Raw genomic sequence first — 9,104 nt, forward strand, 5'->3', positions numbered from 1 at the left:
TGATAACTGAAATTATGGCTTTTAATATTTCTAATTGGTCTATCAAAAATCCCATTCCGACGATCCTGATCTCCCTGGTTATGGCCTTAATGGGATACATTGCCTTTCTAGGATTAGGGATCGATCGCTCTCCTAATATTGACATTCCGGCCGTGATTATCACCGTTAATCAACCGGGTGCAGGTCCAGAGGAATTGGAAACCCAAGTCACCAAAAAAGTCGAGGATGCGGTGGCTGCTTTGGGTAATATCGATCAAATTACTTCTACCATCAACGAAGGCAGCAGCACCACCACCGTTAACTTTATCCTTGGCACTAACAGCGATCGCGCTACCAATGATGTGCGGAATGCCATAGCGCAAATTCGCCAGGATTTACCCCAAGATACTAATGATCCAATTGTCCAACGTTTAGAATTTGCCGGGGGTGCGGTGATGAACTATACCATCTCCTCCCCGAAAAGATCGATCGCCGAATTAAGTGATCTAGTCGATCGTCAAATTGGCCGCGCTTTAACGGGAGTGCCGGGGGTAGCACGAGTCAATCGCGTTGGGGGAGTCGATCGAGAAGTGCGTGTAGATTTAGATCCCGGTCGTCTGATCGCCTACGGTATCACGGCCACGGCGGTTAATGACCAAATTCGTAGTTTTAATATTAATTTACCCGGAGGGCGCTCGGAAATCGGTGGCAGTGAACAAACTGTCCGCACCCTCGGCAGCGCTGAAACGATCGAAGATTTAAGAAATTATCAAATCTCTTTACCTAACGGTGATACCGTCCCCTTAAGCAATTTAGGGACGGTTAGTGATAGTTCCAGCGATCCCCGACAAATGGCCCTCTTAGATGGGCAGCCAGTGGTGGGTTTTTCGATTTTACGGGGGACTGGCAGCACCTTGGTCACGGTAGAAACAGCAGTACGTCAAGAAATCGAGAATTTAAAGAAAAAACTGCCCGAAGACATTAAATTTCAATTAATTTTTACCCGTGCCGACTCAATTCGTGCTAGTTACGAAAGCCTTCTGAGCGATCTGATCATCGGTTGCATCATGACGGTGATCACGGTGGGTCTATTTTTAGGCAATTGGCGCGCCACGATTATCACGGGTTTGGCCCTGCCTTTGTCGATTTTCCCGACTTTTTGGGTGATGCAGTCCCTAAATTATACCCTTAACGGTATGACCCTGCTGGCCTTAGCTTTAGCTTTGGGTAATCTTGTCGATGATGCGGTGTGTATGGTGGAGGACATCGATCAACATTTAGCTATGGGTAAAAAACCCTTGCCAGCGGCTTTTGATGCCTCAAAAGAGATTGGATTAGCCGTTTTAGCCAGTGCGGCGGCAATTATGGCGGTATTCCTGCCGGTTGCTTTTATGGGCGGTGTGCCGGGCCAATTCTTTCAACCTTTCGGCGTTACGGTGGCGGTTTCTACCCTATTTTCCAGTTTGATCGCCGTCACCGTCACTCCGATGTTAAGTGCCTATATTCTACAGCCGAAAAAGCTGAAAACCGGTGATGGTAATCCCTCCTCGCGCCCCCGTTTTCGTCCCTACAAAAGTTTGTTAACTTGGTCCCTACGTCATCGAATCCTGACTTTATTGGCGGCTTTGGCCTTTTTTATCGGTAGTTTACAGTTAGTTCCCTTGATTCCAAAAGGGTTATTTAGTTCCGGGGATACTGGATTAAGTACGATCAGTCTAGAATTGCCTCCCGGTGCGACTTTGAATGATACTGTTGCCGTGGCTAATCAGGTGAATAGTTTACTGCAAAAAAATACCGCCGTCGCTAATGTTTTGGCTATTCCGGGAGATTCGGGACGGGTAAATACGGGGTTAATATATGTTAATTTAGTTCCTAAGGAACAGCGATCGCTAACTCAACGGCAATTTGAGGAACAAACCCGCCTGGATTTCCAGAAGATACCGGGGGCTAGAGTTAGTTTTCGGGCGCAGGGTGGAGCAGGAAGCACTAAGGATGTAGCTATAGTCCTGAAAAGTGAAAATGGCGATATTTTAACCCAAACTGCCCAAAAATTAGAGCGAGAAATGCGGGCTTTACCCGGTTTTGTCGAGGTCAGTTCCGGGGTAAGTTTAGTTAAACCGGAGATCATTATTCAACCGGATCCTGTCCGGGCTGCCGATCAGGGAGTCTCGGTCAGAGCGATCGCCCGTACTGCATCTTTGGCTTTAATCGGCGATAATGAGTTTAATTTAGCTAAATTTAACCTTGCTGACCGACAAATTCCCATCCGGGTGAAAATTGCCAACGATGGTCGCAGTGAGATAGAAACTCTGCAAAATTTGCGCGTTCCTAGCAGTAATGGGACGTTAGTACCGCTTAACTCGGTGGCGACAATTAGCTTAGGTAGTGGACCTGCGGAAATTCAACGCTTTAACCGTCAACGTCAGGTTAATATTGGAGCTAATTTAGAGGGAGTTTCTTTGGGAAGTGCGGTGACACAAATTCGCGCTTTACCAACTATGAAAAACTTACCCCCAGAGGTGACAGAAGAACCCTTTGGTGATGCTCGCATTATGCGCGATATCTTTGCTCGTTTTTTGGGGGCGTTAAGTTTAGCAATTATTTCTATCTATGGGATTCTGGTCTTATTGTATAACAATTTTCTCTATCCCTTAGCGATTTTAACTTCCCTTCCTTTATCGATTGGTGGCACTTTAATCGCTCTTTTAATTACCCAAAAAGAGTTAGGTTTATACGCTTTAATTGGCATAGTTTTACTGATGGGATTAGTCACCAAAAATGCGATTCTGTTAGTAGATTTTGCCTTGAGTGGTCTTCAGGAAGGGAAACCGCAATTTCAGGCGATGATTGATTCGGGAGTCTCTCGTTTACGACCAATTATTATGACCTCCGTTTCCACAATTGCCGGGATGTTACCGATTGCTTTAGCTTTAGGTGCAGATGGGGAAATTCGCGCACCGATGGCGATTGCTGTTATTGGTGGTTTTACCACTTCCACCCTATTAACTTTGGTGGTTGTACCAGTAATCTTTACTTATATCGATAGTTTTTACTATTGGTTGCGGGGATTATTTGTTAAACAAAAACCCAAGTCGATTTAGTACAGAAAACGGGTTTCTCGGAGAAACCCGTTTTCTACTCATGCAAAAGTCAAAAAGGGGAATAAATAATCAGTCTTTAATAACCAGATTTAGTAGTAAAATATCTCTCTGAAAGCTTGAGAAAAAACCCAGAGAAACTAACCCATGAATCCCTTGACAGTCACACATCAAACTCTATCCCTTCCCCCCATGGGCTGCGGTACTTGGGCCTGGGGAAATCGTCTTCTCTGGGGTTACGATGAGAGTATGGATAGCCAGTTACAAGCGGTTTTTAATCTCTGCGTCGAGCGGGGTGTCACCCTATTTGATACGGGAGACTCCTACGGCACAGGCAAACTCAACGGACAGAGTGAGAAGCTATTAGGACGCTTTACAGGGGAATATAGCGGTTATAACGCCGATAATATCCGTATTGCCACCAAACTCGCCCCTTATCCTTGGCGTTTAACCCGTCATGCCATGGTGAAAGCTTGTCAAGCTTCGGCAACCAGATTAGGCCGCCCGGTGGATTTAGTGCAAATGCACTGGTCAACGGGCAATTATGCGCCATGGCAGGAGAGTGGATTATTAGACGGATTGGGGGATTGTCTGGAAAAGGGGTTAGTTAAAGGGGTGGGTTTATCCAATTTTGGACCGAAAAGATTGAAGTCTGCCTATCAAAAGTTTGCCAGTCGCGGCATTCCTATTACCAGTTTACAGGTACAGTATTCTCTCCTTTCTACCTATCCTCTCACTGACTTAGGATTAAAGGAACTATGTGATCAATTGGGTATTAAAATTATTGCCTATAGTCCCCTAGCTTTGGGGTTATTAACGGGGAAATATCGAGATAATAAAAACTTACCCCCAGGATTACGTCGCTTCCTTTTTGGTCAATTAATTCCCGCTATTTCTCCCCTGATAAGTTGCCTAGAAGTTATCGCCCAAGCTAAAAATAAAACTATTAGCCAAGTTGCTTTAAATTGGTGTATCTGTAAGGGAACAATTCCTATCCCCGGAGCCAAAAATGTTCGGCAAGCTGAGGATAATTTAGGGGCTTTAGGATGGAGTTTAGACAGTGGGGAAATAGCAGAATTAGATAAAATTGCCGCAGGTTTGGATAAAAAAATGGTACAAAATATCTTTCAAACTAAGTAGGGTTGGCTGAATAAATCTAAAAACCTTGAAAGTGCCAGCGATTGGAGTGATTGGGGGGAAAATTCAGGTACTTTTTCCCTGAAAATGGGTAAAACCCCACACCCCACCTGCCCCCCCGATGTCGGGGGGGTTGGGGGGGCCACACCCTGCCACCAGGAAAAACTTTTTCAGCAAACCCTAAGTATTGTCTTGAGAGACCAATTTTAAGCTAGGACGGGGTTGGATTGTTCCCCCGTAAGCGACGGCAGTATAAGGAGATAGGACAAGATGAGGAGATATACCCAGGGAAATTCGATAAATTTCCCCAGCTTTATCCATTAATTGCTGTTTAACTGGCTCTGTCGGCAAATTTTGCCGCCAAGCTAGGGGAATCCCCTCGATACCGTTGTACAATCCCGCCCAAATCCCCGCTAAAGTGGTGGTTAATTGCCGTTGATAGGGACTAGAATTAGCGCGACGCACGCTCACGGCGAAATCCTCGGTCGTTTGCAGAAAGGTATAGAGAGAAGCTGCGATCGCAATTCCTAAAGGTGAGCTATCTTTCGCCCAAGCCGATAAAATGGACTCTAAGGGATGATTTTGCCTTAAAGCTGACTGAATCTGCTCTAATAGCTTATTCTTGGGGTTAATAGTTAGCAATTGCCCTATTAACTGATTTAAAGGCCTTTTTCCCTCTAATAACAGACCTACAGCCTCTCCCCAAATTATCGCTTCTTGTCGGGTTAACTCGGAAATTAAGCCCTTTTTTAGCCAAAAATTTAATCTAGCTTGCCAACGTTCCCCATGGTCAGGCCAGGTTAAAATCTCCGGTAACAGCACAAATAATAACGCCGATTCCGACTGCTGCTTGGCTGCGATCGCAAGGGGAAAATCCTCCTGAGATTGCAGAGCTTGCAAAAGCAGGATCGTCCTCGGTGTCGCCTCATAGTTAAAGGCTGGTATTAGGGGCTGATTATGCAAGGATTCCCCAATATATGCCCCGATTAACCCTCCCTGAAGGCGATCGAGGGGTGAAAAAACCTTTTGCATAAATTAGCTCAATTTGCCCGGTAGGTGACTTCCTCGACTTTGCCCGGTTGCCCCAGTTGTTTAGCATGGGCATTATTAACGGCAACGTAAACCCCGCCGGCATTACCCGCCCTCACGGTTAATTCTCGGTTTGCTTGCCAAGTGCGATGGCTTCCTTGGGGCAGTACACCCTCAAATTCTGTCTTGCCATCCACCACCACCCGCAGCCAGCAGTCATCCTCCAGTTTTACCCCCACCACCAGCTGCTGATTATTGCTGGTTTTGTTGGCTACCGGTTGAAGGGGATTGCTTTTCGGTTGGACAATTTGCTGTTGTGGCAAGGAAGGCGGCGGTAAGCGATTCGATTGCAGTACCGATTTTTGCAGGACGTGGGATAGGGTTTGTACGGAACCAATAACTAAGATTAAATAGAGAAAATAGAGATGAATCGGGCGAATTTGAAGACTCGGCAGCGATAAAGACGGTTTTATTCCCCTAAAAAAGTTATTGACCTTGGTGGGAAAACGTCGGCTAATCGTCTCACCATCCAGGGACAGACTATCAGCAAATTGTTTGATTAACCAACGAATATAAATCGGTTCGGGCAATGCCTCCAAATCTCCCGCTTCCAAGGCTTCTAGACGATGGCGCGGAATCAAGGTTTTCTGGGCAATTTCCTCGAGAGAAAGGGACTGTTCTAGGCGATTTTTTTGCAAATAAACGCCGATTTCCAGTAATTTGGTGCGCTGTTTATGCTGGGGGTCGAGTTGTGATTGGAGAAGGCGAAACATATCGCTATTAGGGGCTGACTTTCAGCTTAGTTAATCTGGTTTTTTAAATATTTCAGTTCATCAAGGGTTAAAAAACGGTAATGACCCAAGGGTAAGGGGGAATTATTACCAGAGTTTAGTTGAATACGACCGATAGCACTGCGATGAAGTTTCAGGACGTGATAACCTAATTCTTCGGCTACAGAGCGAATCTGCCGATTTCTTCCCTCCACTAAAATAACTTCTAGTAGGGTTTTTTGGTCGGTTTGCTTGAGTATCTCAACCTGTGCGGGTAAGGTTTTTTTCCCTTCTAAGAGGATACCTTCTCGCCAACGCTGGAGAGCAAGTCTATCAATCGCACCATCTAGCCAAACCCGATAGGTTTTGGGCAAATGATAACGGGGATGGGTGAGGGTGAGGGTGAGTTGACCGTCGTTGGTGAGGAGTAAAGCCCCAGTGGTGTTGATGTCCAACCTTCCTACGGGATGTAACCCCGTCTCGCTGGCAAGGGAGTCGGGCAAAAGGTCGATTACTGTCGGCCGGTTTTGTGGATCCCTACAGGTAGAAACCACACCAATGGGTTTGTTGACCAGTATATACAATCTTTTGGGACGATTGGCCGGTTCAATTTTTTTTCCGTCTATCTCTAGGTGATCTTTTTCGGGGTCGGCTTTTTCTCCTAACTGCACGATTTTGCCATTCCGTCTCACCCGGCCGGCTACGATCATCTCCTCCGCCCTTCTTCGGGAGGCAATTCCCCACTGGGCAAGGATTTTCTGGACTCTCTCCGCCATTTTTTTTTAGTTTTTAACCCTTTCTATCTCCTATTATAGGCATCCTAAAAGGGTTTTTTCGCCCAAATAGTGAAGAAAAACCGAATATCTCCGGCTGCCTCTTTGATTTTTTTTCTTTGAAAACTTCTCAAAAAAAAAGGAGTAATCCCTTGACTTGGGCGGCGGCTTCGGTTATACTTTTCTTATAATGGGAATCCGTGCATTTTTGGGTGAACTCCACCAGTCCATTATATATAAAGTCTTATAAAAATATTATGGCAAAAAGCCCTGAAAAAAGCAAGCAAAATTTTGCCTCTTTGATTTTTTTCTTTGAAAACTTCTCAAAAAAAAGAGGAGTAATCCCTTGACTTGGGCGGCGGCTTCGGTTATACTTTTCTTATAATGGGAATTTGTGCGTCTTTTGCCATACTCAAACACTCCATTATATATAAAGTCTTATAAAAATATTATGGCAAAAAGCCCTGAAAAAAGCAAGCAAAATTTTGCCGACAATTGTTAAAAAAGTCGGGCTAATTTTTTTACGGGGGGATATGACTTTAAACGGGTTATTTCTCGGTTATCCAAACGGTAAACTTTGATTGATGATGAATTGGGGACGTAAATGACGGAGTTTGCCTCTCTTTGTTATAATTCAAAGACTAGGCTATAATAACTCTTCATAAACACCGATAATTTTAGTCAAAGATGTAAAAAAAATGAATATTCAACTCGTGGAATCTCTAGTTAAGGCAATTAAATCCTTGTCCCTAGAAGAACAAGAATTGTTAGGAAAAAAACTCAAAGATCACCCCTCTTGGGAAATTGCATTAGAACGAATTGACGCAACTCGAAAAGCCATTTATGAACGTCGTCAGGGAAAACCATTTAAAACCGATGTTACTGAAATTATTCATCAAATGAGAGAAGAAAGAGATCGGCAATTGATGGAAGAAATTGTGAGTGAATAGAGAAAATAATGACTAATACATTTATCTGTGTTGATTCTAGTTTTATAGTTCGTTTAACAACGGTTGAACCTTCTGTAACAATGTACAGTCAACTCTGGCAAAAATGGATGACCGAGGAAAATTTAGTGATTGCACCAACTTTATTATGTTACGAAGTCACTAACGTATTTTATCGTCTGAAAAAAGCTGGTCAAATTTTGGAGACGGAAGCGCAAACCCTCCTTACAGAAGTCTTAGATTTACCTATTCAGTTTCATGGAGATCATTACCTCCATTACCAAGCAATAGAAATTTCGCAAACCTTGAATCTTCCTGCTACTTATGATGCCCATTATCTAGTATTAGCTCAACGATTTCAAGCAAATTTATACCCTAGCGATAAACGCTTATTTAACAGCGTTAAATCTGCTCTAAGTTGGGTTCATTTGGTTGAAGTGTAGATTTTTATTTCTCTCTCAATAGCTTTAGTTTTATTTAACCTGACTAGGCAGTATGCTTAGAAAAGCACAAAAGTCGAGCTAGTTTTGCTTACGGGGGGATATGACTTTAAACGGGTTATTTCTCGGTTATCCAAGCGGTTGAGAGAAGAAAGAGATCGGCAATTGATGGAAGAAATTGTGATAGAGAAAATCATGACTAATACATTTATCTGTGTTGATTTTAGTTTTATAAATTCTTGTAGGGTGCGTGTTTGCGGCGATAATCTCTGACAAAAAAACAAATTAATAATCTGCACCCCACGCAACAACTTAATTATTAAATGGGTGCGTTACGCTTTGGCTAACGCACCCTACGATTGATGTTTCTGTTTGTGGATAAATTGACAAAAGTTGCTCAAAATATAGCCTTAGCAAGATAAATCGGCCTATTCCTAGTTAAGCTGAGTTGAGGATAAGCCGAAACCCTAATTTTACCCTAGCTGGTTAGCTCTATTCTTTCGTGGAAGTCATGGCAAAATCTCCTTAGTCCGATAATTCTTTGTACCAATGCCATCACACAAATGCCTATCTTCCTCCCTGACACCAGAATTAGGGTTGTGCAAATAAACCCGCACCCAATCGCAACTACGCCCCATTAAAGCATCTAAATTCAATAAATTCGAGTCTGTTTCTACCAGAAGTGTTGAACGGGGAAAAAAGTCGTACAAAATTTGATATTATAGATAAGAAAACAAAGTAAATATACACCAATAAATGTGAATAAGCCATGCTAACAATTTTCCCAAAACTAATGAAAGAGCTTCTCAAGCCACTCCCCAAAAATGACTATCCCGCATTAAGTACATTTACTTTTGTGTCCTGTTGGATAGGTTTTGCACTGGATAAAAGTATCGTCAGCATGAGAGACTTAAGCGCACGCCTGAAAATG

General features: G+C 43.6%; 7 protein-coding genes. 4 read left to right on the plus strand and 3 right to left on the minus strand.

Annotation, left to right across the window (positions count from 1 at the left end):
• The first annotated feature begins 14 nt into the window (after positions 1–14).
• Together H6G48_RS19230 and H6G48_RS19235 are read left to right on the plus strand one after the other, a co-directional pair.
• Positions 15–3,080 (plus strand): efflux RND transporter permease subunit, encoded by a 3,066-nt coding sequence (locus H6G48_RS19230; RefSeq protein WP_190722874.1) that lies wholly within the window; start codon positions 15–17, stop codon positions 3,078–3,080.
• A gap of 144 nt (positions 3,081–3,224) precedes the next feature.
• Positions 3,225–4,217 (plus strand): aldo/keto reductase, encoded by a 993-nt coding sequence (locus H6G48_RS19235; RefSeq protein ID WP_190722875.1) that lies wholly within the window; start codon positions 3,225–3,227, stop codon positions 4,215–4,217.
• 177 nt (positions 4,218–4,394) lie between these two features.
• Here H6G48_RS19235 and H6G48_RS19240 read toward each other — a convergent pair whose 3' ends face one another.
• The 3 genes from H6G48_RS19240 to H6G48_RS19250 are packed head-to-tail and all read right to left on the minus strand — an operon-like array spanning position 4,395 to position 6,789.
• Complete coding sequence (locus H6G48_RS19240; RefSeq protein ID WP_190722876.1) at positions 4,395–5,246, minus strand: ADP-ribosylglycohydrolase family protein; 852 nt, start codon at positions 5,244–5,246, stop codon at positions 4,395–4,397.
• Positions 5,247–5,254: 8 nt separating this feature from the next.
• Positions 5,255–6,016: a helix-turn-helix domain-containing protein gene (locus H6G48_RS19245; protein WP_190722877.1), complete on the minus strand. Its 762-nt coding sequence runs from the start codon at positions 6,014–6,016 to the stop codon at positions 5,255–5,257.
• A 26-nt stretch (positions 6,017–6,042) separates the two neighbouring features.
• Positions 6,043–6,789, minus strand: a complete 747-nt coding sequence (locus H6G48_RS19250) for a pseudouridine synthase (RefSeq protein ID WP_079209038.1) — start codon at positions 6,787–6,789, stop codon at positions 6,043–6,045.
• Positions 6,790–7,484: 695 nt separating this feature from the next.
• On the opposite strand from H6G48_RS19250, the gene H6G48_RS19255 reads away from it, so the two are divergent.
• Entirely contained in the window at positions 7,485–7,736 is a 252-nt protein-coding gene (locus H6G48_RS19255) for a hypothetical protein (RefSeq protein ID WP_002796964.1), read from the plus strand.
• Between the two features lie 8 nt (positions 7,737–7,744).
• Complete coding sequence (locus tag H6G48_RS19260) at positions 7,745–8,176, plus strand: type II toxin-antitoxin system VapC family toxin (protein WP_190722878.1); 432 nt, start codon at positions 7,745–7,747, stop codon at positions 8,174–8,176.
• Positions 8,177–9,104 lie beyond the last annotated feature (928 nt).

The sequence above is a fragment of the Microcystis flos-aquae FACHB-1344 genome, assembly GCF_014698375.1.
Taxonomy (GTDB): Bacteria; Cyanobacteriota; Cyanobacteriia; order Cyanobacteriales; family Microcystaceae; genus Microcystis; species Microcystis aeruginosa.

Excerpts from the sequence above, each read along its gene's own strand:
- H6G48_RS19230 (WP_190722874.1), top strand. The coding sequence starts at position 15 with ATGGCTTTTAATATTTCTAATTGGTCTATCAAAAATCCCATTCCGACG.
- H6G48_RS19235 (WP_190722875.1), top strand. The coding sequence starts at position 3,225 with ATGAATCCCTTGACAGTCACACATCAAACTCTATCCCTTCCCCCCATG.
- H6G48_RS19240 (WP_190722876.1), bottom strand. The coding sequence starts at position 5,246 with ATGCAAAAGGTTTTTTCACCCCTCGATCGCCTTCAGGGAGGGTTAATC.
- H6G48_RS19245 (WP_190722877.1), bottom strand. The coding sequence starts at position 6,016 with ATGTTTCGCCTTCTCCAATCACAACTCGACCCCCAGCATAAACAGCGC.
- H6G48_RS19250 (WP_079209038.1), bottom strand. The coding sequence starts at position 6,789 with ATGGCGGAGAGAGTCCAGAAAATCCTTGCCCAGTGGGGAATTGCCTCC.
- H6G48_RS19255 (WP_002796964.1), top strand. The coding sequence starts at position 7,485 with ATGAATATTCAACTCGTGGAATCTCTAGTTAAGGCAATTAAATCCTTG.
- H6G48_RS19260 (WP_190722878.1), top strand. The coding sequence starts at position 7,745 with ATGACTAATACATTTATCTGTGTTGATTCTAGTTTTATAGTTCGTTTA.